At 43.8% G+C, this 24,954-nt stretch carries 21 protein-coding genes, 1 pseudogene and 1 riboswitch; of the genes and pseudogenes, 1 reads left to right on the top strand and 21 read right to left on the bottom strand.

Translation table 11 applies throughout. The annotated features are described in order from the left end of the window. Positions 1–86: 86 nt before the first annotated feature. The 14 genes and pseudogenes from rpsA to dnaE form a co-directional block, all read right to left on the bottom strand. A complete protein-coding gene (rpsA, locus tag ABUE36_RS07335; RefSeq protein ID WP_161001266.1) occupies positions 87–1,283 on the bottom strand; it encodes a 30S ribosomal protein S1 in 1,197 nt (398 codons plus the stop codon). Positions 1,284–1,355: 72 nt separating this feature from the next. After that, on the bottom strand, positions 1,356–2,051 hold the full coding sequence (cmk, locus tag ABUE36_RS07330; protein WP_421016480.1) for a (d)CMP kinase: 696 nt from the start codon (positions 2,049–2,051) through the stop codon (positions 1,356–1,358). Positions 2,052–2,170: 119 nt separating this feature from the next. After that, the gene (locus ABUE36_RS07325; RefSeq protein WP_161001264.1) at positions 2,171–2,776 is read right to left on the bottom strand and encodes an SAG1386/EF1546 family surface-associated protein; all 606 of its coding nucleotides are present in this window, start codon (positions 2,774–2,776) and stop codon (positions 2,171–2,173) included. 46 nt (positions 2,777–2,822) lie between these two features. Beyond that, entirely contained in the window at positions 2,823–4,421 is a 1,599-nt protein-coding gene (locus tag ABUE36_RS07320) for a RecQ family ATP-dependent DNA helicase (protein ID WP_161001263.1), read from the bottom strand. Then, positions 4,418–5,434, bottom strand: a complete 1,017-nt coding sequence (locus tag ABUE36_RS07315) for a helix-turn-helix domain-containing protein (protein ID WP_161001262.1) — start codon at positions 5,432–5,434, stop codon at positions 4,418–4,420. The genes ABUE36_RS07320 and ABUE36_RS07315 overlap by 4 nt, the downstream gene beginning before the upstream one ends. A 111-nt stretch (positions 5,435–5,545) precedes the next feature. Beyond that, complete coding sequence (locus ABUE36_RS07310; RefSeq protein WP_161001261.1) at positions 5,546–6,130, bottom strand: ECF transporter S component; 585 nt, start codon at positions 6,128–6,130, stop codon at positions 5,546–5,548. A gap of 166 nt (positions 6,131–6,296) precedes the next feature. Beyond that, positions 6,297–6,421: riboswitch (FMN riboswitch) on the bottom strand. A gap of 99 nt (positions 6,422–6,520) precedes the next feature. Further along, positions 6,521–7,261, bottom strand: a complete 741-nt coding sequence (locus ABUE36_RS07305) for a pseudouridine synthase (RefSeq protein ID WP_161001260.1) — start codon at positions 7,259–7,261, stop codon at positions 6,521–6,523. Between the two features lie 2 nt (positions 7,262–7,263). Then, positions 7,264–7,875 (bottom strand): SMC-Scp complex subunit ScpB, encoded by a 612-nt coding sequence (gene scpB / locus ABUE36_RS07300; protein ID WP_161001259.1) that lies wholly within the window; start codon positions 7,873–7,875, stop codon positions 7,264–7,266. Beyond that, a complete protein-coding gene (locus tag ABUE36_RS07295; RefSeq protein ID WP_421016479.1) occupies positions 7,872–8,741 on the bottom strand; it encodes a segregation and condensation protein A in 870 nt (289 codons plus the stop codon). The genes scpB and ABUE36_RS07295 overlap by 4 nt, the downstream gene beginning before the upstream one ends. Next, a complete protein-coding gene (locus ABUE36_RS07290) occupies positions 8,731–9,090 on the bottom strand; it encodes an N-acetyltransferase (RefSeq protein WP_161001257.1) in 360 nt (119 codons plus the stop codon). The genes ABUE36_RS07295 and ABUE36_RS07290 overlap by 11 nt, the downstream gene beginning before the upstream one ends. 45 nt (positions 9,091–9,135) lie before the next feature. After that, entirely contained in the window at positions 9,136–10,053 is a 918-nt protein-coding gene (xerD, locus tag ABUE36_RS07285; RefSeq protein ID WP_162855613.1) for a site-specific tyrosine recombinase XerD, read from the bottom strand. Beyond that, positions 10,043–10,930: a S1 RNA-binding domain-containing protein gene (locus tag ABUE36_RS07280; protein WP_421016478.1), complete on the bottom strand. Its 888-nt coding sequence runs from the start codon at positions 10,928–10,930 to the stop codon at positions 10,043–10,045. The genes xerD and ABUE36_RS07280 overlap by 11 nt, the downstream gene beginning before the upstream one ends. A gap of 151 nt (positions 10,931–11,081) precedes the next feature. Beyond that, positions 11,082–12,497, bottom strand: a pseudogene (gene pyk, locus ABUE36_RS07275) (pyruvate kinase); the annotation flags it as partial. A gap of 183 nt (positions 12,498–12,680) precedes the next feature. Further along, a complete protein-coding gene (gene dnaE / locus ABUE36_RS07270) occupies positions 12,681–16,232 on the bottom strand; it encodes a DNA polymerase III subunit alpha (RefSeq protein ID WP_421016477.1) in 3,552 nt (1,183 codons plus the stop codon). A 162-nt stretch (positions 16,233–16,394) separates the two neighbouring features. On the opposite strand from dnaE, the gene ABUE36_RS07265 reads away from it, so the two are divergent. Further along, positions 16,395–16,595 (top strand): YjzD family protein, encoded by a 201-nt coding sequence (locus ABUE36_RS07265; protein WP_161001254.1) that lies wholly within the window; start codon positions 16,395–16,397, stop codon positions 16,593–16,595. A 115-nt stretch (positions 16,596–16,710) separates the two neighbouring features. Here the strand turns inward: ABUE36_RS07265 and pepT are convergent, their stop codons facing one another. The 7 genes from pepT to ABUE36_RS07230 form a co-directional block, all read right to left on the bottom strand. Further along, complete coding sequence (gene pepT / locus ABUE36_RS07260; RefSeq protein ID WP_421016476.1) at positions 16,711–17,949, bottom strand: peptidase T; 1,239 nt, start codon at positions 17,947–17,949, stop codon at positions 16,711–16,713. Between the two features lie 72 nt (positions 17,950–18,021). Continuing rightward, a complete protein-coding gene (locus ABUE36_RS07255) occupies positions 18,022–18,822 on the bottom strand; it encodes a Nif3-like dinuclear metal center hexameric protein (RefSeq protein ID WP_161001252.1) in 801 nt (266 codons plus the stop codon). Further along, entirely contained in the window at positions 18,800–19,516 is a 717-nt protein-coding gene (locus ABUE36_RS07250; protein WP_161001251.1) for a tRNA (adenine(22)-N(1))-methyltransferase, read from the bottom strand. The genes ABUE36_RS07255 and ABUE36_RS07250 overlap by 23 nt, the downstream gene beginning before the upstream one ends. A 178-nt stretch (positions 19,517–19,694) precedes the next feature. Beyond that, on the bottom strand, positions 19,695–20,681 hold the full coding sequence (locus tag ABUE36_RS07245) for an IS30 family transposase (RefSeq protein WP_191982121.1): 987 nt from the start codon (positions 20,679–20,681) through the stop codon (positions 19,695–19,697). Positions 20,682–20,913: 232 nt separating this feature from the next. Then, a complete protein-coding gene (gene rpoD / locus ABUE36_RS07240; RefSeq protein ID WP_017261941.1) occupies positions 20,914–22,047 on the bottom strand; it encodes an RNA polymerase sigma factor RpoD in 1,134 nt (377 codons plus the stop codon). Between the two features lie 64 nt (positions 22,048–22,111). Beyond that, complete coding sequence (dnaG, locus tag ABUE36_RS07235; protein WP_161001249.1) at positions 22,112–23,956, bottom strand: DNA primase; 1,845 nt, start codon at positions 23,954–23,956, stop codon at positions 22,112–22,114. 193 nt (positions 23,957–24,149) lie between these two features. Continuing rightward, complete coding sequence (locus tag ABUE36_RS07230; RefSeq protein ID WP_161001248.1) at positions 24,150–24,515, bottom strand: DUF488 domain-containing protein; 366 nt, start codon at positions 24,513–24,515, stop codon at positions 24,150–24,152. Positions 24,516–24,954 lie beyond the last annotated feature (439 nt).

The following is a 24,954-nucleotide window of genomic DNA, read 5'->3' as shown; positions in this document are numbered from 1 at the left end:
GCAACAATCCGCCCGCTGGGAGACATCGCATTACCATAAAAAAAGATTCCCCCAAAACGGAGGAATCCATGGTAGCTTAATTCAACCTACTTGTTTAAATCGTTACCAGTCAAATCACCAATGGTGAAACCACCATCATCATCGCTTGAATAATTTTGAACATCATTACGGGAAGCGCCACGATCTTCATGTTCTTCATGGTTATTTTCACTGGCTGGTTTTTCTTCCAGTGCCTTGATGGATAAACCAAGACGTTGTTGTTCAGGGTCAACATTCAGAACCTTAACCTTAACATCTTGTCCAACTTTCAAAACATCATTTGGTGTAGCAATGTGTTCGTGAGAGATTTGTGAAATGTGAACTAAACCTTCAACACCTGAGAACACTTCAACAAATGCACCAAAATCAGTCAAACGACGAACAGTTCCGTCAAGAACGGCACCAACTGGAGCCTTTTCTTCGATGTCATCCCAAGGACCAGGCTGTGTCTGCTTCAAGGATAATGAAATTCGTTGACGATCTGGGTCAACATTCAATACCTTAACCTTGATTTGTTGACCAACCTTTAAGACATCACTTGGTTTGTTAACATGCTCGTATGAGATTTCGGAAACATGGACTAAGCCATCCACACCACCGAGGTCAACGAATGCACCAAAGTCAGTCATCCGTGCAACTGTACCTTCGACAACATCACCAGCAACCAGTGTTGCAAACAACTCTTCACGTTTAGCCTTGTTTTCTGCTTCAACAATGGCACGGTGGGACAAAATCAAACGGTTTTCGCTTGGTTCAATTTCCACAATCTTAAACGTCAATTTTTGACCCTTGAATTGGTTTAAATCTTCAACGTAGTGGTCAGAAACCATTGATGCAGGAACAAATCCACGCACACCAGCATCAACCACTAAGCCACCTTTAACAACTTGTGTAACAGTAGCATCCAAGTTGTCGCCGCTTTGGTATTCCTTTTCAATGTTGTCCCAAGCCTTGCGGGCTTCCAAACGACGTTGTGATAACAGGTAACTGCCGCCTTCTTTATCGTTGCCAATTCGTGAAATGACAACTAAATCCAGGACGTCACCGACTTTTAATGAATCTGAATCAGAAGTTAATTCCTTTACTGGTACGACACCTTCAACCCCAGTGTCGCCGATACCAACAATTGCTTGTCGGTCTTCGTCAATGGCCAATACTTCACCCTTAACGACATCGCCAATGTTTACTTGGCCCGCGTTGTTTAACGCATCTAATAATTCTTTGTTGTCTTCGCTTTCGCTCATCAAAAAATCCTCCTAGTGACAATATCTATTTAACATAATAATCGAATTACCGATGAAATACCAGTAATAAGCCTAACCTTGATGATTTAAATATTGATCGATGGTCTTTGAAATTTGTTCGACCACTTGCTTAACCGATAATGAAGTCGTATCTAAACGCTGGGCATCCTTGGCCTGAACCAATGGTGACGTCTCCCGGTGAGAATCTTTGTAATCGCGAGCTTGAATTTCATCTTCTAGTGTCTCAAGTGAAACCTCAATGCCCTTACTCTGATTTTCCAAATAACGACGCTGGGCGCGTTCCTTAACACTGGCTACCAAGAAAATCTTTACCTGTGCATGTGGCAAGACCGTTGTGCCGATATCACGACCGTCCATCACAATACCACCTGCCGCAGCAATCTTTTGCATTTGCGCAGTTAAGGCAGCCCGCACTTGCGGTAAGGCAGCGACTGTTGAAACGTTATTAGTAACGTCCTCACTACGAATTGCCTTTGTAACATCCTGATCACCTGCAAAAACAAGTTGATCCGGCGAACCAGCTGCAAAATGAATCGGTGTCTTATCGACGACAGCCATTACTGCGGATTCATCGTCTAGTTGAACATTCTGTTGCAGTGCAACCCATGTAATCGCCCGATACATTGCACCTGTATCTAGGTAAACGTATCCATATTTGGCGGCCACGAGTTTAGCAACCGTACTTTTCCCAGCTGAAGCCGGGCCATCAATGGCAATTTGAATGCCATTTACAGCAGAATCATTCATGCTTGTCCTCTCCTATACACATTCTCGAACCTTATCATTATACCGAATGTTGAAACACAAAAAAATGTCTCAGTTTAGGTTATTACCAAAATGAGACATTTCTTAGCTTAATTTCATTGTTATTTAACGCGGAGCTTTTGCCCAGGCGCAACTTGGGATGAACTTGAGAGTCCGTTTAGTGTTAACAGTTGCTGTAAGGATAACCCATTATTAACAGCAACACGGTACAAACCTTGACCGGCTTCAACCGTGACATATTTATTACCACTATCGGAGCTGCTAGAACTGCTTTGGCTTGAAGATGAACTAGTGTCATCTGAACTAACCGTATTGTCGCTGGACTGTGTCGTTGCTACAGAACTACTGTCATCTGTGACACTACTGACCGATGTTGTATCAGTCGAACTTGCACTGTCACTAACTGAACTCACAGAAGATGACTTGCTGGAAGCTGTCTTTTTTTTTACAGACGAACTACTCATTTTTTTCTTAGATGAGGAGACCGACACGGCCGCGCTCTGAGGATGATTAAACGTATTCATGTGAGCCAGGTAATACCAGGTTGGTACTGCGGCTAACGCGATGATAACTAGGACAAGCAATGCTGTAATTAATGAATTATGGCTATTACGCTTGCGGTTAGCAGTACGAGATACTTCACCATTATCCTCCGAAAACTTTTTGTCCCAAGGCTTTTGCCCTTGAGGGTCGTTATTTTGACTCATGACGTTTCCTCCCTGTTTCCTATCACTGTCTAACATACTAGCATATTCAAACATTGGAATTAGTAAAGTTTTCGCTAAAAAGTGCCTTAAACTGCTGACGCCAGCCTGGAATTTGCATTGTCTTTTGCAATTCATGCTGATCCTGTACCAATCCCAATTCTGACAATGAAAATTCCGTTCCGATAGGCGCACAGCAACTGTGGTCATGTGGCACCGAAGTTTCATTGAAACCATTCAGTAGCGTTTTTCGCAAGCAGTCAGTTGATCGCGTAAAGTTAATAAATTTGCGTAATGCAAGCTGCCGCTCTTGACGCAGTACACCAAACCGGTCTATCAGTTGTTGTTCGCTAAAATGATGCTTTTTGTAATAGTCAAGTAACTGATCCATATCTGTTTGCAACGCTGGTTGTTTGGTTTCATAAAATGTTTTGACTTGACGATCATTCGGTAGCGGGAGCGTCGCCAAATCAGCTGGCAATTGTTCGTCGCCTGGCGCAATGAGACAGATGGCAATACTTTGTTGCCCATCACGGCCTGCCCGTCCTATTTCTTGCACGTAATCATTTAAGTTGCCTGGTAAATGATAGTGAATGACAAAACGAATGTTATCTTTATCAATGCCCATTCCAAACGCACTCGTTGCACAAACAACTTGCAATTGGTCGGCCATAAATTGTTGTTGGACCGTATATCGCGTTTGAGCATCTAAACCAGCATGGTAGCTGGCCGCAGGATACCCAGCGTCGCTTAGCCGTTGCGCCCATTCATCGGCTTGTGCCTTACTTGAAAAATAAATAATTCCAGGCTTAACAATTTTTGCCATCAGGCCCATAAGTTCGTTAGCCTTCTCCTTTCGCGAAGTAACGGAACGCATCGCTAGGAAAATATTGGGACGATTTACTGACTGCCTGATGACTTGAACATTTTGGTGATCATCAGTAGCCATATTCATCGACGATTTTCCTGCAGCTGTTGGCCTTAACCGTAGCTGTGTCAAAATGTCCGTTTGAACATGTTCATCAGCGGTAGCGGTCAACGCACAGGTTAAAGGATTGCCCAATTGACTTCGAACGTCACCCAAGCTCAAATAGGCGGGACGAAAATCTGGTCCCCACGTCGAGATACAGTGCGCCTCATCAATAACAAGCAGCCCAATATTACAATGCTGAATTGACGCCATCACACCCTCATTTTGAAGCATCTCCGGTGAGATAAAAATAAATCGATATTGTTGTAGTCTACTTAAGATACTGTCTTTTTCCAGCTTAGTCAGCAATGAGTTCAGTGCCACTGCCCGCCGTTCACCACGCTGATTCAATCGTCCTACTTGATCTTGCATTAATGATAACAACGGCGACACAATTAAACACGGACGGTTTACCAAATAAGTTGTCAGTTCATAAATTAATGTTTTGCCACTGCCGGTCGGTAGAATGGCCAGGACATTTCGTCCTTGTTGTAAACTGTCAATTGCTTCTGCCTGTCCAGGTCGAAACTTCTTAAGACCAAAATGAGTACGCAATGCCGCTTGCCGATCACGTGCTAAATCAACGGCAGTCTCTGATAATTTTAAACGTGGATCATTTGGCTTAACATGACGTGGCAATTGGATGTCATTGTCAATTTTATGTGATTCACGACTCATTTTTGCTTTGTCTCCCAAATTTGTGTCATTCGATATTGAAAAAACTGATCCGGCGTGACGCCCAGTGGGCCTTGCCAGTTATCAATATTGACTGGTTGCCGCTTTTCGATACTTTCACGAGTAGCTTCGTCAACGCATTCTTCATACGGAAATTGATCCAACGGTAATAGAATCGCAGCGGTTAATAAATGCTCATTAATTGTACTGGGCTTCAGTCGCCGTTGTTGTGCAATCTCTGTCCTTGTCGCCCCTTGCTGAACGGCACTAAGTGTTTGCTTTACCGGTCGTGGTAATGCCTGATCCATAAACGGACTTAATAAGTTACGCCACCCATGCGTGTCGGCTTGGCAAAACTGTACAAATGCCGCCAAGTTGGCCGCCTGAATTAAATCAATTTGCCATGCCGGCAGTTTCAAAGCTTGTGAAAGCTGTTGACCGGTGTACCCTGGATGCTTTTCCCCAGCCATTTGACTCAAAAAGACGTCTGCGTTTCGCGACGGCATTGTCGTTAACCAACAGTTCAAGGACAGCGTTAAGTCACGTAAATGGTTCTCATCAAATGAACTACTTCTGAACCAGCGCCGCACCTGTACTCTGGCACGTTCACTAACACTAACAGGAAAATACCCCATATCGTGATAAATGGTATGTGAAAGAGCCTGAATGCCTAATAAGGTAGTTTCGGCCACGATTTTAACATGCATAACACGGTACATTTGACGTTGTTTTATGGGAAAGAGTTCTGACAGTTCGTGATTTTCCAGCGCCTCATTGCTCAATAATTGGCCGTCCGACTGAACTGTCACTCGTTTTTCCCGCACTAACTTATTTACCGCTCCGTTAAACGTGTCCCACTGTAACGATGGCAGCACACTCAGCCATGACAACAAATCATAGCGGAGCGCCCAATAGAGCACCGACACCGTTCTCTTGCCAGTCAAACAGTTAAAAATAACTTTGGGTCGACGTGGTTGTGAAGCTGATAATAAACGGATTAAAAATTCTGGATTCACGCCAACCCCTCCTACAATGTTGTGATGTCAGTTTAACACAAGACTGCACACTACTAACGACAGAAAAAAGCAACCAAGCTAAAATGGTTGCTTTTACATTCATTCATTTCATTATTTATTATTAATGGCACGTCGTTGTCTGCTTAACCATGGTGCCATCCGCCAATAAACAATCCAAAAAGCGATGCCAATAATAACACCTTTAATTAGATTGAATGGTACCACTACGGTCCAAATCAACGCTGGAATGTTTGTTGATTGTGGTAAGCCACCGACTTTCATGTATAACGGAAACATTAAAAATGCATTGAGCAATGCCATAATAATTGTCAGCAACACCGTACTCAGTGAAATTCCAACTGACAATTTAAAACTGGTCTTCCGGTTTGATCGCGTTAACAACCAGTAAATCGGAATCACGTACGCCATATTGGCTACAAAATCAATCGTGTCGCCAATTAAGCTAAAAGGATTGATACCCTTTAGCAATAAATGTAAGACCACCGCGATTAGCGCAATCAATGCACCATCGCCCAACCCATAAATTACTGTTCCCAGCAAAATAATTAATAAGCTGAGATCCAGCTTCATAAATGTAGCTCCCGGCAAAATCGGAAACTCTAAAAACATGATGACGGCTGCAACCGCGCCTAACACGGCTACGCTGATCATCCGTCGTAATGCTGTACTGCCCATCTGAAACTCCTCCTTAAGTACCCTCGATGAAACTATCACAGTTTTCACCTTGAGCACCATTTTAGATGGGTCATCTTCTTTGGCATGGCAATAAAAAAGCCTCATCACATTCCTTCAAGGGAACACGATCAGACATGTTGAATCCATCAAAATAAGACTCACAATTGCCGATCTTCTTTATACCAGACTTTACTGTCGGCCTTGGAATTTCACCAAGATCAATCTCCATCAGATGGAGAGTCGCGGGCTATCACCGCCGGTCGGGAATTTCACCCTGCCCTGAAGACGAACCAAGTATTATATTTGTAATTACTTACAAGTGAAGTCTAACACATAACCAAAAATGGTCAACATAATCTTCCTCACCACGTGTAATTATGTGACTAAGCGTTAGCGGCGAAAACCCTTCTTGTTTGAAATCGATTCACGTAATGCTTCGAGTTCAACAGATTTCAATTCACGGTAATCACCAGACGTCAAACCATCAAGGGTCAAAGGACCATAACTGTCGCGTCGCAACTTTTCAACTGGAAAGCCAACGGCAGTCAACATGTTTTTAACTTGATGATTATGTCCTTCGTGAATTGTTAATTGAACGATGGCCGTGTTTTTACGGTGATCAACACTGATCAGTTTACTTTTAGCTGGCGACGTCTTATGACCATCAACAACGAGACCATGACGCAGTTTTTCTAAAGCATCGTTCGTCGGCACACCTTTTACTTTAGCGACATACGTTTTATCAACTTTAAACTTAGGGTGCATTAACTGATTGGCTAGTTCACCGTCATTAGTCATTAACAGCAATCCGGACGTATCGTAGTCCAAACGGCCAACCGGATAAATTCGCTCATCAATATCGTCCAATAAATCGACTACCGTCCGACGCCCCTTGTCATCGTGGGCAGTGGACACAACACTGCGCGGTTTGTACAACAAATAGTACACAAACTGCTCTTGCTGGATCGCAACACCATCTACTTGTATTGCATCATCCGCAGTCACTTTTGTGCCTAGTTCCCGAATGACCGTTCCATTAACCTGAACATGTCCTGTCGAAATCAATGTTTCAGACTTACGCCGCGATGCAACACCGGCCCGAGCCATAACTTTTTGTAATCTTTCTGCCATTATTAATCCTCGTGTTTTTCTTTATCTTCTGTTGTACCGGCCAATTGATCCTGGAAAGCCGCTAGGAACAGATCACCTGTTTCTGCTTGAGCTTCATCTAACGTTTCCGCTTGCGGTAACGGCGGCAATTGACTAATGTCATTTAGGCCAAAATAGTCTAAAAAATAATTCGTTGTTCTATATAAAATGGGGCGACCCGGCTCATCTTTTCGCCCGTGGGCTTCCACAAGATTGCGAAGCACCAATTTTTGCAGTGTTGCTGTGCTAGACACACCACGAATCTCATCAATATCGATTCGTGTTACTGGCTGACGATAAGCAGTGATGGCAAGAACTTCCAATGAGGCCTGCGATAAATTAGTTGCTAGGGGTGCCTCAAAATAACGTTTGATCACACCTGCTAATTCTTTTTTTGTAGCCAGTCGGTAGATACCATCGTTGTCTAGCAAACAGAGTGGATCATCCACACTCTCTTCATGCCGTTTGGCAATCTGATCCAACATCGTGTTGATTGCCGCGCGCATGAAACCTGTTGCATGGGACATTTCCGCAACCGAAATGCCTTCGTCACCTGCAATAAACAGAAGTCCTTCAATTTGTTCGATATTTGTCATGACTCTTTTTCATCCTCAAATGGCGTTAATACTTCTTTATCTAGGTCATCCTTGCTCCGTTCACCGGCAAAGACCTGAATTGGACCGTTAACAACACTTTGGTCGAACCGAACGGCATTCATTTTTGCTAGTTCCAACATGGCCAAAAATGTTGTCACGAGTTCATCCGTTTGTGGTTGCTCAGAAAACAAGTCCTCAAAAGCCGTTGGTCGCTTACGATCTAATTTATTTAACATAACTCGCATCTGCTCGCGAATAGTAAATTGATCGCCCGACACGGTTCGAGAAACAGGTTTGGCAATTTGTCGCTGGGCCAACATGTGCTTAAACGCAGCCTGCAAATCCGCCACCGTAATCCCTGGAACCAAAGAACCCAATTGGACATCTGCCGGCACACCACTCGCAGCGCGAGTAAATTGCTGTTTGCGATCTTGCTCTTTATCGCGCAATTCATCAGCTGCCTGCTGATAACGACGATACTCCAGTAATTGTGTTACTAATTCCGAACGCGGATCTGAATTGTCAGTAGCATCCTCATCCTCGTCAGCTGCTCGAGGCAATAACATTCTACTTTTAATCGTCATGAGCGTCGCCGCCATGACAAAGTATTCGCCTGCGACATCCAACTTCATGTTTTGCATTTGATGTAAATATTTTAGATATTGCGATGTGATTGCAGAGATTTGAATGTCATAAATATCCATTTCTGAACTGCGAATCAGATGCAATAATAAATCTAACGGCCCCTCGAAGTCAGCAATTTTAATCGTTGGCTGGTTTGCTAACGCTAAATTGACTTGTGCCTCCCGATCGTGAGCACGTTGTCCTGGCCATGATTTACGAGTGTCTGTCGCATTAGCGCCCATCGATATTCCTCCACCGCATAATCATTGGCGTAGTAGCAATGGTGCCCATTATCCGTTTTCCAGGGAATAATTCTGCAACGGCATCTAAAATAGCCTTTCTCGTACTATCATTCCGTTCTTGGGGTGAAAGAACAAGTAATCGAATGAGCACAAACTGATCTTCCAATTCAAACCCCACGACGCCAGTAAACTGGTTGTGGTCGTTTCGCCATAGATACATTTGCCGACCACTGCCGTCAGTATACCAAGCCATTTCTGCTTTTAGATGCTTCATGTTGTGAAAGTCCGGCAAGAAAGACAGCAATCCCATGGTTGTTTTTTCATAATCATCACGGTATTTAACTAGCATGACTTCGTCCCCTTTCCAACATTTCTTATTCTGCTATCAATTGAGTTATGCTCGCGGATGAGCTTTTTTATAAACCTCTGTTAACCGTTGCTTAGAAATATGAGTGTAAATCTGTGTCGTTGAAATATCCGCATGGCCCAGTAGTTCCTGAACCACCCTTAAATCAGCGCCATTTTCCAAAATGTGTGTGGCAAACGAATGGCGTAACGTATGCGGTGTCACATCTTTCTTGATTCCGGCGCTTTTAACCATCGCTTTTAGATTTTTCCACACACCTTGACGCGTAAGTTGGCGGCCATGAGCATTAACAAAAATCGCCGTTGTTGGCTGCCCATGAACTAGTTTCGGACGCACGGTGTTCATGTACGATGTTAGCCACTCTGTCGCAAGATCACCGATTGGAATGATACGTTCCTTATCACCCTTACCAACAGTTTGAATAAACCCGAGATCTAAATGTAAATTATTCCCAGTCAAATTGACCACTTCACTGACTCGCATGCCAGTTGCGTACATGACTTCGAGTAAGGTACGATCACGAATCCCGAGCGGTTTGCTGACATCCGGAACAGCTAATAACCGGTCGACTTCTTCAACCGTCAAAACCTGTGGCAAATGCCGAGCCCGTTTTGGTGAATCAATTTTCAACATTGGATTTTCATCAACGTACCCGTCCCGCGTCAAAAACAAAAAGTATTTCCGCAGACTGGAAACACTGTGAATAACCGTGTTACGCGCTTTATGAGCTTGATCTTCAATTTGCAGATAATTTAGGATCACGTAACGATCCACCTGCTTAAGACTAGTGAGTCCTTGCCCCACAATAAACTGGCTAAATGCCTGAATATCCTGTTTGTAACTGATAATACTATTCTTGGACAGACCACGTTCAACTTTAATATAGGTTAAATAGTCGTCCATCGGGTCCAAAATCGCGGTTGGAATTTCTTTTTCATTGCTCATTTGCTGCTTTAACACCGGTCTCCGTTAACGTAATGCCATCTGCGTTCTGTTCAATGTAGCGAGCTTTGAGTAAATGACCCACGGCTCGTTTGAACTGTCCCTTACTAATCCCAAAATAAGCCTTGATGGCATCAGGGCTACTTTTATCTGTAAAGGGTAACGTATGACTTGCTTCATGACCAAGTGTTGCCAATAGTTGCGCAGCATCCTCACTAATTGCCTGATAAGCACGCGGCTTCAGTGAGATGTTCAGACCACCATCAGGGTGAACACCAATAACACGGCCATGTACTTGTTCCCCTAGTCGTGGTTCGTGATCACGCTCTGAAGGATGAACGAACCCAAGATAATAATCGTCAGTTATAACTAAAGTACCAGCTAATTTTAATCGGTAAACTGTTGCTGTTAAGTCATGATTTCTGTCTGCAGTTGTCGCCCGGCGACTGATAGCAGTAAAAATCTCAGAATCAGCTAGGTGTGCCCACAAACGATTTTTAGCATCAACGACAAGGCTAACCATCAAACGATCACCCTTTTGAGGCATCAACCCGTCAATCGTCGGTAATTCGTCAACCGAAACGACAAAATCTTTGTTAGGCAAGCCAACGTCCACAAACACGCCCAGGCCGTGTGCGGACCGAACAACTGTCCCAAACGCATAGTGACCAACCTGTGACTTTGGAATCGTTGTTGAAATCTGGTAGTCATGATCCTCATTTTCGTAAGCAAAGCCAGTAACCTGAGCACCTATCCCCAGCTTATGATCTGCTTCTTTTTTATCAAATTGAAACGAAAATCCCTCACATTGAACGATGTAGTAATCTTCGTTTTGATCAGTGACCTTTGTTTCAATCACACGGCCTAATAAATCGTGCATAACTGCCTCCAAATCGGTAATTTCATTTTGTCTATTATAGCAGAAAGCTTAATTGCAAGCGACATCCGCCCAGAAAGACCTGCAATTTAAGAAAGAAAAAGGCCGCCGACAAACGTCAGCAGCCTTAAACGAATTCATTTTAAAATTAGTCGATCCGCATAACACGCATGATGTTAGTTGTACCCTTTGTACCAACTGGTACACCGGCAGTAACTAAGATCGTGTCACCCTTTTCAGCTAAGCCTTCTTCAACAACACGTTTCTTAGCTAATGCGAACATGTCATCAGTGCTTGCTGGGGCAGTATCGATAACTGGGTAAACACCCCAGTTGATCATCAAACCGCGTTGAGTGCGTTCGTCAAACGTAACGGCAAGGATGTCGGCGTTTGGACGGTACTTGCTGATCATCCGTGCAGTGTGACCTGAAGCAGTAGCAGCAACGATTGTCTTAACGTGCAAGTTACTTGCGGTACGGGCAACAGCAGCAGCAACGGCTTCTGTAACATCTGAAGTATCGAAGTTGTGAACAGCGTGACCATCAACACTCAAGTCATTTTCAGCCTTGATGTCGATCCGGTTCATCGTTGCAACAGATTCTACTGGGTAGTCACCGTTAGCAGATTCACCAGATAACATGGTTGCGTCAGTACCATCAAATACGGCGTTAGCAACGTCAGATGCTTCGGCACGTGTAGGACGTGGGTTTTCTTGCATTGAATCCAACATTTGGGTAGCAGTGATAACTGGCTTGCCCAATTCGTTACAACGACGGATCAATTCCTTCTGTACCAATGGCACATTTTCAGCAGGAATTTCAACACCCATGTCACCACGGGCAACCATCAAACCATCTGAGACTTCAAGAATTTCGTCGAAGTTGTCGATACCTTCTTGAGATTCGATCTTAGGGAAGATTTGAACATGTTGCATGTTCTTTTCTTCAAGCAGAGCACGAATGTCCAGAACATCTTGCGCTTTACGTACAAATGAAGCGGCGATGAAGTTGATTTCATGATCCAAACCAAAACGAATGTCTGAGGAATCCTTTTCAGTGATCCCAGGCAAGTTGATGGAAACACCAGGTGCGTTAACACCCTTACGAGAACCGAGCATCCCATTGTTTTGAACAGTGGTTACTAATTCTTTGTTAGCATCGTCTTTTTCGTCAATCTTCATGTCGATCAAACCATCGTCAAACAGTACGTGACCACCAACATGAACATCATCGTATAAGCCAGGGTAAGTAACGGCAATCTTGTCGTGTGTACCTTCAATGGAGTCGTCCATTGAGATACGAACCTTATCACCAGTCTTATATTCGATCTTGCCATCTTTTTGAACCGTTGTCCGGATTTCAGCACCCTTAGTATCAAGCATGATACCAACAGTCTTGCCAGTAATCTTTTCAGCTTCATGGACGTTGTTTAAACGGCCAAGGTGTTCTTCATGATCTCCGTGAGAAAAGTTAAAACGGAAAACGTTGGCGCCTGCTTCAATCAGCTTAACGATCGTATCAACGTCTGAGCTGGCTGGTCCAAGCGTGCTAACGATTTTAGTTTTTTTCATAACAAAAATCTCTCCCTTTGAGTTTGTGCCACAGAGTGGCTTTTTTGAGAACGTTATTGTTCCCTTAAATACGATATTAGTTTAACACTTTTAAAATGTGGTTGTCGCTCTTTTCATGAGTTTTCATAAATATTCATGAAAACCCACACTGGTTTTTCATTTTGTTGAAGACAGTTTAAACATTTATGTCTGATTTCGCCGAAAAACGACATTACCGTCACCAAAAATCCCGACCAATTGATTTCGAGCTTGTGTCGTGGCCGCTAAATTAAATGCTGAAGCCAGCTTAACTGTCCGGTTATCAACTTGATTATGCAAAATTACCGGATTATTTCCACGTAGGCTGCCCATTTGCTGACGAAAGTCGTTCTCTGCGCCTGCAGCGATGTTTGCCTCCGTCAGTTGTAAATACCAAGTGCCAATTGGCGCAGATTGCGCTTGTGGCCTCGTTGCTGCTTGAGTAGGATGATTCGACCGCGTATTGGATTCATCATTCAGTTGCGCATTTTGACGCGATTGCTGATGCGCGCCTTGCTCCTGAACTGTTTTGGCCAATTGAAGCCGATCCGCTACGATCTCCAGTTGGCGACCCGTATCAATTTTACCGGTCACAACGACGACCTGCTCTGGCGCTAACCATTCGCTAACTTCTTTATAAAGTCGTGGGAAGACGGTGATCGACAATTCACCAGATGGATCATTCCCGCTGACAAACGCCATTCGGTCACCCTTTTTAGTTCTTATTTCACGAATCCGGCTCGTGTACAGAATAACGGTTGTCACCTGGCCAACCGCAACATCGACAACTGGTGTTGCATTCAGTTGTTGGCTGAGCCCTGTGTACTGTTCTACCGGGTGACCAGATACATAAGCGCCAAGTACTTCGGCCTCATGACTTAATTTTTCTTTCAACGACAAATCATGGCGGTGCTCAACCTTAGGTTTAAGCCCCAAGTTGGATTCGAACAGATCGATACTGACCTGGACACCAGAAATCACACGTGGCAACAGGTCCAACAGCTCAGCTCTGTTTAAGCCAAAACTGTCAAAACTACCAGCATAGATCATGGCAGTTAAGACGTCCGTTTTCCGAAACTGTGGTTCAATAGCATTGACAAATGTTTCTAAGTCTTTAAATGCACCGTCTTTTTGCCGCAATGCCAAGATATTGGCAACAAAATCTCGACGCACACCTTTAATGTCACTAAGTCCAAAAACGATTTGCCCGTTTACCAGTGAGAATCCCGTCTGACTAACGTTAACGTTGGGCGCTGCTACGTTGACGCCATGCTGTTTTGCCTCTAACAAATATAATTTCGTTTTTGTTGGATTGCCCAGCACAGAATTAAGTAGTGCTGTAAAAAAGGCACCCGGATGATGCACTTTTAGATAAGCGAGTTCAAACGCCATTTTGCTGTAGGCAACGGCATGTGATCGGTTAAAACCATAAGATGCAAAATTTTCAATATAGTCATAGACCTGAACAGCAACGGCTTGCGTAAATTTATTAGCCACCGCACCCTCAATAAACTCGGTACGTAGTGCATCAATCTTATGATGATCTTTTTTACTCATGGCACGGCGAAGAATATCGGCCTTGCCCAATGAGAAACCGCCCATAACTGAGGCGACTCGCATGACCTGCTCTTGATAAACAATGATGCCAAATGTTGGTCCCAAAATTGGTTCCAACGCCTGGGCCGGATACGTGACTGGTTCCTTGCCCTTTTTACGGGCAATGAAGTGATCGATGTTTTCCATCGGTCCAGGTCGATAAAGTGCGTTAACCGCGACTACCAATTCAAAGGTTTCCGGATGCAATTGACGCAAGACATTTTTAATGCCGCTTGATTCAAACTGAAAGACACCATTTGTATCGCCTTTTTGAAACAAGGCCAGTGTGGCACTGTCGTTCAACGGAATATCGTTAACTTGAAGCTTCTTGCCCGTCGTTGTCTCAATCTCTGATAATGTATTTGCTAAAATAGTTAAATTGCGGAGTCCAAGAAAATCCATCTTAAGCAGTCCAAGTGCCTCAACGGTATTTTTAGGGAATTGGGCTACGAGTAGGCCTTCAGAACCTGATTGAACCGGGACAATATCCGTTAATGGCTGATCACTTAAGACAACACCGGCAGCATGCGTCGACGTGTGCCGTGGCAAGCCTTCCAACGCCATGGCTGTTTCAAACAGTAACGAGTTGACACCACTGTCCGCGATTAGATTACGTAATGGCTGTGAATCACGTTGTGCGCTGGCCAACGTCACACCTAAACCGCCAGGAATCGTCCGGCTCCATTCGGCCATTTGAAATGTGGACAAACCAAATACACGGCCAACGTCACGAATGACCTGCTTAGCACCAAGGGTACCAAACGTAATAATTTGGCCAACCTTATCGGCGCCATATCGATCACGCACATACAGCAACAGTTCATCACGTTTGTCGTCTGGAATATCCAAATCAATATCGGGCATCTGAGCTCGCTGATCATTCAAAAACCGTTCAAAAAGTAGATCATAGGTTAACGGATCAACTTCTGTAATGACTAGTACATAAGCAACCAAGGATCCAGCCGCCGAGCCACGACCAGGACCGGTAGTAATGTGATGTTCATGAGCATAGTTCATTACGTCCCAGACAATTAGAAAATAATCGTCAAAGCCTAGCTGATGAATAACGGTCAACTCGTGGGTCAACCTTTGTTGATATCGATCCGCCAGTGGATTATCTTCGCCTAACCGTTTGGTCAAACCCGCGGCACAAAGTTGTCGCAAATAATCTGCCGTTGGTTCATGATTGGGCGTCTTGAAATGTGGTAATTGTGGGGCTTGAAACGTGAAGTCAACCGTTGCGATGTTAGCAATTTGACTCGTTTCCCGAACGGCCTCATCAAGTCCCAATTCATGATAGTGATTGGCTAGCGGCACAGCCTCACGAAGATACCAAGGACCTGTCTGTTGGCTTACCGCTCCTAAATTAGTGATTTGTTCACCACTACTAATCGACGTCATCACACTAGTCTTAAAACTATCATCAGGGTTCAAATAGCGAACGTCGTTGACAGCCACCAATCGACAATGATTCTGATCTGCAAATTGTTGAAGCGTGTCAATTGTCGCTCTTGATTGTTGATCACTCACACCAAGATATACGGTGTCATTGGCAATTTTTTGCAGTCGTGCCATGAGTTGCGCAGCCACGTTTTGTTGTCCCGTACTGGCTAGTCGGCCAATTTCACTTTGTAAGCCATTAATAATGACTAAGTCTGACAACCAATCGCTGATGTCGTCAATTTTTAATGGATCACGTTCTTCGCGGGTCATCTTTGCCGACGAAATTTGAATTAGATTTTGATAGCCATGTTCATTTTTAGCAATCAAAGTTAATGGGAATGTTGGCAGTGCATTCTGCTTTGTGGCTGGCATCGTCTGGTCATTGGTGGCTGGCTCAGTGACCTCGCCGGTTAGTTCGATGGTCAGCCCGATTAACGGTTTGATGCCAGCTTTTCGCGCAGCATTAAAAAAATCAACAACGCCATACAACACATTAATGTCAGTCAGTGCAACTGCCTGATACCCTCGCTGCTTTGCCGTTTGCACGAGTTCTGTAACTCTTGTTGGACTTTGCAATAGACTATAACTACTGATAACGGATAATGGCACTAGACCATTTATTTCGCGAGATAACGGTACCGCTGCTGCCTCAATTTCAGTCTCCGAAGACACAAGCATCCCCCTTTCATTGAATAATCGATTAAGTTTCATATTCAAACGTTTGTTCGTCTTTCATATTATAACAAAACCCGCCAAAATTATCCGTATTCGCGAATGAAAGTTTATTGAAATCAGTAGTCAGAGTGTTAAACTACTATTGATATGAAAGGTGGTCACAATATGCGTTACTTAACTGTAATCTTTTGGGGCTTCATCTGGGGCGAGGTCATTGGTTATATTGGTGGACAACTAGAATTGTTGCAATATAACGTTTTTGAAATTGGCATCGTTGCCGCCATCGTCTGCCTTGTGACTTCAGTCGCAACACACGTGATGGCCGACAAACCAGCGGCTAATGCTGATGAAGCAAGTCAATCATAATCGTTGTCGCAGGTTGCTAACCAGCATCGCACACGATAGATAATAAAAACGATCCTAACAGATGTGTCTGTTGGGGTCGTTTTTATTTTGTATTACAAATACTGGTTATCGCTTGTTAAGCCTGCCGATTGAGTTCAGTAATCTTCAAGATCACATCAACAGCACGTTCCATAATCTGCAGAGAAACATATTCATAACGGCTGTGCATGTTCTCACCACCAGCAAACAGATTCGGCGTTGGCACACCCATGAATGAAATCTTGGAGCCATCTGTTCCACCACGAACCGGGTAAATAACAGGTTTGATATTTAAATCAGTCATGGCTTTTTTAGCCAGTTCAACCGGTGTCATATCCTTTTCAAGCACTTCACGCATATTGTAATATTGGTCCGTCAATACCAACTTCACTCGTGGTTCATCCAAAGTAGCATTGAGCTTATCAGCAATGTCCCGCATTTGTTGTTTACGGTCTTCAAACTTCTGACGATCGTGATCACGAATAATGTACGTTAACTGAGCTTGATCAACAGTCCCAGTCATTTTGTACAGGTGGAAGAAACCTTCCCGACCCTCAGTATTTTCTGGACGGTCACTTGCAGGTAATTGATTATGGAAATCAATACCAATTTGAAGTGCATTTTGCATAACGCCTTTAGCAGTAGCCGTGTGAACATCCTTCCCTTGAATAGTCACGACTGCCTGAGCAGCATTAAACGTCTCATATTCTAATTCACCTAATGGGCCGCCATCCACCGTGTAGGCATACTTAACGCCGAAACCCTTAGCATCAAAGTGATCCGCACCAGTACCGATTTCTTCATCCGGGCCAAAACCAACATGAATCTCACCATGCTTAACGTCTGGATGATTAAGCAAGTACTCCATGGCCGTCATAATTTCAGCCACACCAGCTTTATCGTCAGCACCCAAAAGTGTTGTACCGTCAGTTGTAATTAATGTGTCACCAGTGTAATTGTGCAATGCTGGAAATTCGCTAGGCTTTAATGTCCACTGACCATCATCGCTAAGTTTAATGTCTGATTTACCATCATAGTTCTTAACAATGTTGGGTGTAATATTTTCTGCATTAAAATCCGCAGTATCAATATGTGCTAAAAAGCCAATTGGTGCTGTGTTGCCGTCATCATTAGCTGGCAGAACAGCAGTTACGTATCCACTGTTAGGATCTGTTTTGATATCCGATAGTCCAAGCTCAGTTAACTCCTCAGCAATCGACTTTAAAAAGTTTACTTCCCTAGGCGAAGAAGGAATGGTTGTCGAATCTGGATCTGATCTCGTATTGACCTTTACATAACCGATAAACCGCGAAAGCAAGGTTTCATATTGTGCCACAACTGTCACGCTCCTATTTTCTAAAATAAAGTTCAAACATACTTCAAAATAAGTCTACCTGATTCGGCTCGCTTACACAAAAGTAAAGGGATCCGTATTAGGTTTTGATTCTAAGACATCGAGATGCCATTGATATTGTGTAGACCACTGACGGAACATGGATGCCAACTTGGGGATGCAAACAGCTTCAATGTGATGTCCTGGGTCCACCACAGACAAACCGGATGCCAGCATGTCATGCCCAGTATGGTAGTAAACATCGCCCGTAACATAGACATCGGCTCCCGTTGCCTGCGCTTCACGGAAGAACTTGCCACCGTCACCACCTAAAATGGCAACTTTGCTAACCTGTTTGGTTGGTTCATGTGAAATCAACCGCAACCCACCGATTTTAAATTGCGTTTTGCAATACTCAGCGAATGTTTGCATTGACATCGGCTCTGCTAGCTCACCGACCCGACCCATTGATACCTCAGGCGCGTCAGGATTAGGCAGCCATGACTGAACGTGCTCCAGCTGCAATTGCTCAGCAAGCCAATCATTCATACCGCCTGGAGCATTATCCAAGTTGGTATGAGCGGCGTACACAGTAATGTGGTTGGCAATAATTTTGCCATACATCGCTAGCTGTGGATCTGCATCAAAATCCAGATTTTTAGCAGGTCGAAACATAACTGGATGATGGGCAAAAATGAAATCAGCGTGCTCGGCAATCGCTTCGTCAACAACCTCGGGCCGAACATCCAAAGTCACCAAAACTTTATGAATTTCTGCCTGTCGACTACCGATTTGAAAACCAGTTGGATCACCGGCTTCGCGATAACGAAGTGGTGCAAACTTTTCAAATTGATCAATTAAGGTTTGTGCTTGCATTTTGTACAACCTCCTCAATTAGTTGCTGTTCACGTTGCAACTCCTGTTGCTTAGCAACGGGTACGTTTGCCGCATGATTTAGTGACGCTAATACGTGTGCGTTCCGTTGCTGCTCATGTTGCCATTTTTCGACAAACGCAGCATTGGGAGTAGCGCGTAAAAAGTGTCCAAAGCGTGCATCTAGTTCGTTTAGTGTAAACGGCTCCTTGACCTTGTGGGCCACCATAATTTCATAAATGTGCCCATCATCCTTTAAAATTTGCTCAGCCGTAATTTGATAGGCATGGGCGGCCAGCCATTTGCGTAAATGATATTCACCAACGTTCGGCTGTAACACGAGTAATTCGTTGCCAGTCAGTTGTTGCCAACCACGCTCCAGAATGTCACTGATCAGTGTGCCACCCATCCCCGCAATGACAATCGTGTCAATGTTATCGTCGGGTTTAAGCACCGTAACCCCGTCTCCCAAACGTGCATCAATCCGCTCGGTTAAATTCTGGTTGGCAATCTCCGTTTTGGCATTTTCAAACGGTCCGTCAACGACCTCTCCTGCCACCGCATACGAAATTTGTTGGCGTTTGGCCAGATAAACTGGTAAGTAAGCATGATCTGAGCCGATGTCAGCCATGCGTGAATTAGCAGGCACGTAGGCCGCCACAGCAGCCAATCGTTTTGATAAATGATCCGCGTCCATGTATCCTCCTCTTGTGCACCGATTATTAGAACTAAAAGCGATTCATGACGTAACAATCGTCGCCGGTGCATTCGCTATCTTTACTACCAGTATACCAATCACTTCACGCCAGTTGCAGAGTTTTTACAGAACTTTATCGGCAGATAACCTACTGACTATTTTTCAAACTGGCGAATTGTCAAACTAAGTGCAACGGTTTGTCAAAAAATACTTCATATGGGGTTTCATAGTTTAACACTTTGCGAGGACGTTGATTTAACTGCTTTTGGCAGTGTTCAACGTCCTGTTCTGTATAATTATCAATATCTGTTCGCTTGGGAAAATATTCCCGGATTAATCCATTTGTATTCTCATTTGTTCCACGCTGTTCAGGCGAATATGGATCGGGCCAATAGACAGTAACACCTAACCTTTCGCTGATTTCATCAAGATGAAGAAATTCGGTCCCATGATCTGGTGTAATAGAATGAACAAATTCTTTAGGAATGGCCCCTAACAGTTCAACTAAGCCTTTATTTATCTCCTGCGAGTCCTTTTGCACAACCTTTTTGATAAGCGTAAGCCGACTAAGCCGATCGACAATCGTTAAAAGGATGGAGTGACCCGTTCGACCAATCACAGTATCAATTTCCCAGTCACCTATACGTTGACGCTGGTTGATAAAACCAGGGCGCTCATGGATCGAGATATAGTCGGTCTGTACTTCTCGATGTCGTCTAGTATTCTTTGAATGCCGAGTCCGATGTTTATGTCTGAGATGGCGCTGAATACCGGTATCACCACGTGAGGAGTACTTCTCACCTAAATTGTGTTGATAGATATGACGGTAAATTGTGTTGTAGCTAACACACCATTGATGTTCCTTATTAAAGCGAGCGGTAATCTGCTCTGGTGACCAGTGCAGATCTAAGATGTAATGAACAATTTGACGGCGTAATTGTGGATGGCTGTCTAATAGCCGCTTCTTGTGACAATTCTGCCGCTTTTGATGATAGTCATTATCTGCTTTGCTTGGGGAATAATTACCTGCACAACGTTTTAACTCCCGTGAAATAGTGCTTGGATTTCGCCCCAGCCGTAACGCAACAGCCCGGATAGATAACCCCTTAGCTCGTAAAAACATAAGTATTTCACGTTCTTTTATAGTAAGATGTTTATAGCTCATACCGGATACCTCGAATTGTTTGATTTGGTCGTTAAACATATTCTACCCGGTATGGGTTTATTTTTTTACTTTGTGTTGCATTTCAATTGTAAATTCGCCCTACAAAAAAAGCATCCATAGTCAATTTAAAAATTGATCATGAATGCATTGCAAATCTAATTATATTCAAACTTTGCGAAACAGGCTCATTACAATCAACTAGCCCATACTACTAATTTTAGTGATGCCTTGACTATTCCAAGAAATCTTTCAATTGCTTAGAACGACTTGGGTGGCGTAACTTACGTAAGGCCTTCGCTTCAATCTGACGAATCCGTTCACGCGTAACACCAAAGACCTTACCAACTTCTTCCAAAGTCCGGGTCCGGCCATCGTCCAAACCAAAACGCAAACGAAGCACATTTTCCTCACGGTCAGTTAACGTATCCAAAACGCTTTCCAGCTGTTCCTTCAGCAGTTCATAGGCTGCGTGGTCAGCTGGTGAAGTTGCATCCTGATCTTCAATGAAATCACCTAAGTGAGAGTCATCCTCTTCACCAATTGGTGTTTCCAAAGAAACGGGTTCTTGCGCAATCTTCAAGATTTCACGAACTTTTTCCGTTGGCATATCCATTTCGGCACCAATTTCTTCAGGAATTGGTTCACGGCCTAAGTCTTGAAGTAATTGACGTTGAATCCGAATCAATTTGTTGATTGTTTCAACCATGTGAACGGGAATCCGAATTGTCCGTGCCTGGTCAGCAATCGCACGGGTAATGGCCTGACGAATCCACCAAGTGGCATACGTTGAAAATTTAAATCCTTTGCGGTAATCAAACTTTTCAACGGCCTTCATCAGTCCCATGTTACCTTCTTGAATTAAATCAAGGAACTGCATCCCACGACCAACGTATCGCTTAGCAATTGAGACAACCAACCGCAAGTTTGCTTCAGCCAATTCTTGCTTAGCTGATTCGTCACCTTGCTCAATTCGCAGAGCCAAAGCAACTTCTTCATCGGCAGATAACAGAGAAACACGGCCAATTTCCTTCAGGTACATCCGTACCGGATCATTGATTTTAACTCCGGATGGTGCTGCATCACTAGCCTTTAATTCCTTAGTCGTAACACTACTCTTTTTGTTCTTTAAGGCATGTTCAGAGGGGTCACCATTTTCATCGACGATGCTGATACCAGCATCCTCAACTTTTTGCATTAAATCATCAATTTTGTCGGCGTCCAACGCAAATGGCTTAACCAGTTCCGTTTGTAATTCATCATAACGGACTTCTTTAGCCTTCTTACGGTTCTTAATTAGTGCGTTAACTGCTGTTTTGAACTTCTTTTCATCAAAATCTTTTGTAGATGTTGTTTTCTTTTCAGACATGCAAGGTCCCCCTTAGTATTCACAATCCGACAAATAAATAAGTTTACACCGATTAATAGAATTATCAAGCATTTTTCATCGCCTGCTTTTGCTTGTACAAATTAACTAATTCCAAGGTTAGCTGATTTTGGAGGTCATGATTATTCAATCGTTTGGCCTCAATCATGGCAATGTTCTTCTGCCGAATCTGCTCCTCAATGGGCGCTTGATTCATGATGATGTGCATACAATCATTCACATCGGTCATATCATCCCGGTCAACACTTGGTTGCTCTGTGATATCAATCAATGTATGTTGTAACTCATCATCGTTGACATAATCCAAGAACGCCGCAATCTGAACATCAGCGTGCGTTTGTTTGAATCCTTGAGCCATTAAAAACAATGTTTGATACTGGTCGTGGACAAAATGAAAATCTTGATTAGCCGTGACATGTAGCCAAACGCTCTGATCAATTAACATGCGCTGCAACAATAACCGTTCCGCACGCTCAATGCGATCTAGATGCGCCGGCTCACGCACTAGCTGTTTCACTGGTGTCGGCGTACTTGGCAACGGTGTGGCTGGCTGTTCGCCAGGAACAACGATTGGCGTCTGCGTTTGACGAATGTCAGCCAGTTGCTCTTTTAAACTAGCCTTATCAACACCAAAGCGATCCACCAGTTGATTCAGATATAAATCCTGCTCAACTGGCGAGTGGACACCAGCGACAATCTTCAACACTTCATTCAGATAAGTCAACTGATCACTTTGATTATCAAGATTGCGTCCACGCGCTAAATAGCGTAACGCAAAGCCAACGGGCGTTTCCTTGGCACCTTCATACACCGCCCGGAAGTGTTCAGCGTCATACTTTCGCAAGTATTCATCTGGATCCAGACCTTCAGGCATTTGCACAACACCTAAATCCATATTGCTTTGACCACTAATTAGCGACAGCGCCCGGTGAGTTGCGTTTTGACCCGCATCATCACCGTCGTACGACACATACAAGGTATTGGTCACACGCTGCAAAATACCGATCTGATCAGTAGTTAAACTAGTTCCCATGGAAGCAATTCCGTTCTTCACCCCAGCAGAATAGGCTGCAATAACATCCATAAACCCTTCAAACAAAATGACAGCATCCGTTTTACGAATCTCACGACGAGCCAGGTCAAAATTAAACAACGTATCACTCTTATGGAAGATCTTCGTTTCTGGACTATTCAAATATTTCGGCGCATCTGGATCCTTATGCAACAAACGACCGGAAAAAGCAATCACTTTGCCACTAGCATTACGGATCGTAAACATCACTCGGTTACTAAAACGATCACGCAACTGCCCGTCTTGGTTCTCAATGAACAATCCGGAACTACGCAATGTTTGATAATCAACGTTTCGCTCTTCAAAGAAGGGTTTCAATAGTCCTTCGGCAGGTGCAAAGCCAATATCAAACGTGTTGATCGTGTCATCGTTCAGTCCACGTTTATGCAAATAATCCAGCGCTTCTTCACCAACCTGCGTGTTCATTAACACATGATGATAAAGTTTAGCAGCATCCTCGTATAAGCCAATTAACTGTCCAAACTCAGAATTAACCGGGCTGCTTTCAGTCTGCTTATACTCGTCAGCAATGGTGATGTTGGCATCATCAGCTACTTGAAGGACTGCTTCTGGAAAACTGATGTTATTCAGTTCCATTAAGAACTTAAACACGTTACCGCCACGGCCACAACTAAAGCAGTGGAAAATTTGTTTTTCTTCGTTAACTGAAAATGACGGTGTCTTTTCTTCATGAAACGGACACAAGCCGAACAAATTTTTACCGGATTTCTTTAACTGTACATACTGACCTACTACGTCCGCAATATTCACTGAACTGCGAACGTTTTCGATGACATCCTCTGGAATTCTCATTGCCACAACATCACCTCCAGTGCTGAAGCCTGGCCTATTGAGCGTAAAAAGACGCACCTTCCGACATCGTGAACGTTAAGTTTCGCGAGACAAAAAATGCGACTAAAATTGAGCCCAATTACACACAATGAGCATTATACACGCTTTGCCAGCAATGTACAATATTTGAATTCGTGTATTTTAGTGCCCGGTTATTAAATTATTTTGTCAAGTGCGCTTCAATGAATTCCTTGAGCACGACTGCATTATTATGCTGCTCATCCTTAGCACCAAACAATAGTGTCACGTTACCCGCCGCTAATCCTGACCGAATCTTTTCAATAAAGGCCTTCGTCATCTCATTAGTTGCTAGTTCCCGTTCATATTCACGTTTAAAAGCCGGAAACTTTTCAGGATCATGACCAAACTGTTTACGCAGTTCTGCGGAAGGCGCAATCTCCTTGTCCCAGTCGGTTAATGCCGCCCGTTCCTTACTGATGCCACGCGCCCACAACCGATCGACAAAGATTCGTTGTCCATCGCTGGCAGCCGGTGCTTCGTAAATTCGTTTCAGCTGTAATGCCATTGCTTACCACTCCCAAACCGCAATCAAACGGTTTCAAATTAAATATTTTTCACGTTTAGTATAGCGCGAATAGCGTCCTAAATAAAAATAGCAGCTGATTGACAGGATGATTTCTTTCCGGTTCAATCAACTACTATTCAAATTATCCACAACAGCTAACTCTATAAGTCAATGTGCTGAATGCCGTTACGTCGACCAGAGACGCCGTTTCCGTGGGACCGGTCTCAACCCGCACAAGACACGGTTTTCAACCTTGATTATGAGCCGAAAACCCTCGTCTCATAAGTCATCCCGCAACACTAGATGGGTAAACCCACCCCATTAAGTGTTGCCGACACGGAAACTCTGTCTCTGCTCGCCTTCACTCTTTCCATTCAAGTGGTTAGAACTATCGTGAGTGCCACAGATATACTTTGCCAGCATCTGTCGCTCGCTATGT

This window comes from Furfurilactobacillus cerevisiae (assembly GCF_048961765.1).
GTDB lineage: Bacteria > Bacillota > Bacilli > Lactobacillales > Lactobacillaceae > Furfurilactobacillus > Furfurilactobacillus milii_A.
The sequence above is the reverse complement of the archived record's forward strand: the minus strand, read 5'-3'. Positions and strand labels throughout refer to the sequence as shown.

What these genes read in the sequence shown, in the direction of transcription:
- ABUE36_RS07305 (WP_161001260.1), bottom strand. Translation starts at nt 7,261, where the DNA reads ATGGCAGAAAGATTACAAAAAGTTATGGCTCGGGCCGGTGTTGCATCG.
- ABUE36_RS07280 (WP_421016478.1), bottom strand. Translation starts at nt 10,930, where the DNA reads ATGCACGATTTATTAGGCCGTGTGATTGAAACAAAGGTCACTGATCAA.
- cmk (WP_421016480.1), bottom strand. Translation starts at nt 2,051, where the DNA reads ATGAATGATTCTGCTGTAAATGGCATTCAAATTGCCATTGATGGCCCG.
- rpoD (WP_017261941.1), bottom strand. Translation starts at nt 22,047, where the DNA reads ATGTCTGAAAAGAAAACAACATCTACAAAAGATTTTGATGAAAAGAAG.
- ABUE36_RS07325 (WP_161001264.1), bottom strand. Translation starts at nt 2,776, where the DNA reads ATGAGTCAAAATAACGACCCTCAAGGGCAAAAGCCTTGGGACAAAAAG.
- ABUE36_RS07255 (WP_161001252.1), bottom strand. Translation starts at nt 18,822, where the DNA reads ATGCAAGCACAAACCTTAATTGATCAATTTGAAAAGTTTGCACCACTT.
- scpB (WP_161001259.1), bottom strand. Translation starts at nt 7,875, where the DNA reads ATGACAAATATCGAACAAATTGAAGGACTTCTGTTTATTGCAGGTGAC.
- ABUE36_RS07250 (WP_161001251.1), bottom strand. Translation starts at nt 19,516, where the DNA reads ATGGACGCGGATCATTTATCAAAACGATTGGCTGCTGTGGCGGCCTAC.
- ABUE36_RS07265 (WP_161001254.1), top strand. Translation starts at nt 16,395, where the DNA reads ATGCGTTACTTAACTGTAATCTTTTGGGGCTTCATCTGGGGCGAGGTC.
- ABUE36_RS07295 (WP_421016479.1), bottom strand. Translation starts at nt 8,741, where the DNA reads ATGGGCGCTAATGCGACAGACACTCGTAAATCATGGCCAGGACAACGT.
- ABUE36_RS07310 (WP_161001261.1), bottom strand. Translation starts at nt 6,130, where the DNA reads ATGGGCAGTACAGCATTACGACGGATGATCAGCGTAGCCGTGTTAGGC.
- ABUE36_RS07290 (WP_161001257.1), bottom strand. Translation starts at nt 9,090, where the DNA reads ATGCTAGTTAAATACCGTGATGATTATGAAAAAACAACCATGGGATTG.
- ABUE36_RS07230 (WP_161001248.1), bottom strand. Translation starts at nt 24,515, where the DNA reads ATGGCATTACAGCTGAAACGAATTTACGAAGCACCGGCTGCCAGCGAT.
- dnaE (WP_421016477.1), bottom strand. Translation starts at nt 16,232, where the DNA reads ATGCTTGTGTCTTCGGAGACTGAAATTGAGGCAGCAGCGGTACCGTTA.
- ABUE36_RS07245 (WP_191982121.1), bottom strand. Translation starts at nt 20,681, where the DNA reads ATGAGCTATAAACATCTTACTATAAAAGAACGTGAAATACTTATGTTT.
- ABUE36_RS07320 (WP_161001263.1), bottom strand. Translation starts at nt 4,421, where the DNA reads ATGAGTCGTGAATCACATAAAATTGACAATGACATCCAATTGCCACGT.
- xerD (WP_162855613.1), bottom strand. Translation starts at nt 10,053, where the DNA reads ATGAGCAATGAAAAAGAAATTCCAACCGCGATTTTGGACCCGATGGAC.
- rpsA (WP_161001266.1), bottom strand. Translation starts at nt 1,283, where the DNA reads ATGAGCGAAAGCGAAGACAACAAAGAATTATTAGATGCGTTAAACAAC.